At 48.4% G+C, this 672-nt stretch carries 1 protein-coding gene and 1 rRNA gene; one reads left to right on the forward strand and one right to left on the reverse strand.

Annotation, left to right across the window (positions count from 1 at the left end):
- The coding region (locus ACJ5GX_RS00730) for a hypothetical protein (protein ID WP_495292585.1) at positions 1–360 on the forward strand (360 nt) is incomplete at its 5' end.
- Between the two features lie 254 nt (positions 361–614).
- Here ACJ5GX_RS00730 and ACJ5GX_RS00735 read toward each other — a convergent pair.
- Positions 615–672, reverse strand: a 23S ribosomal RNA gene (locus ACJ5GX_RS00735); the annotation flags it as partial.

Raw genomic sequence — 672 nt, forward strand, 5'->3', positions numbered from 1 at the left:
ATTGTCGCCCTGGAATGGCTGGGGGGCAACATCAGCTGGTCGGAGGTGCTAGTTTGGAGATGCGCCGTGGGCGGAAGATCGATCATCTTTGGAGATGGGAACCAAGGCAAGGTCAAAGGCTTGGGCAAGATAGCCATCACCAACGAGCACTCCATATCGAATGTATTTCTAGTAGAGTCGCGTGGTTACAACCTTCTGTCTGTAAGTCAATTGTGCCACATGGGCTACAATTGTTTGTTTACAAATGTTGATGTTTCTGTCTTTAGAAGGAGTGATGGTTCATTAGCATTTAAGGGTGTATTAGACGACAAACTCTACTTAGTTGATTTTTCGAAAGAGGAGGCCGATCGATCTTCTTGAAGGCATGGGCGCCAAAAATGGGGTGGGGCCACGCTATTTCGCAGTTTGAGGGATAGGACTCGCCGGTTCGTTAAGCTCGCCGACCATCGAGTACGGGTTGCATCATTGCGACGAGTGAGCTTGTTGGATGGTGTTGGGGTCTTCATCTTCCGAAGGTTCTCAAAAATACGGCTAACATGTTTTTCAAGTATAATATACTGTCACAGGAACCTTCGGCCTTAAGATGAAGGTGCGCACGGTAAGAAATGCGCGATCGATCGTTACGCCTTTCGTGCGGGTCGGAACTTACCCGACAAGGAATTTCGCTACCTT

The organism is Wolbachia endosymbiont of Tuta absoluta (assembly GCF_059414725.1).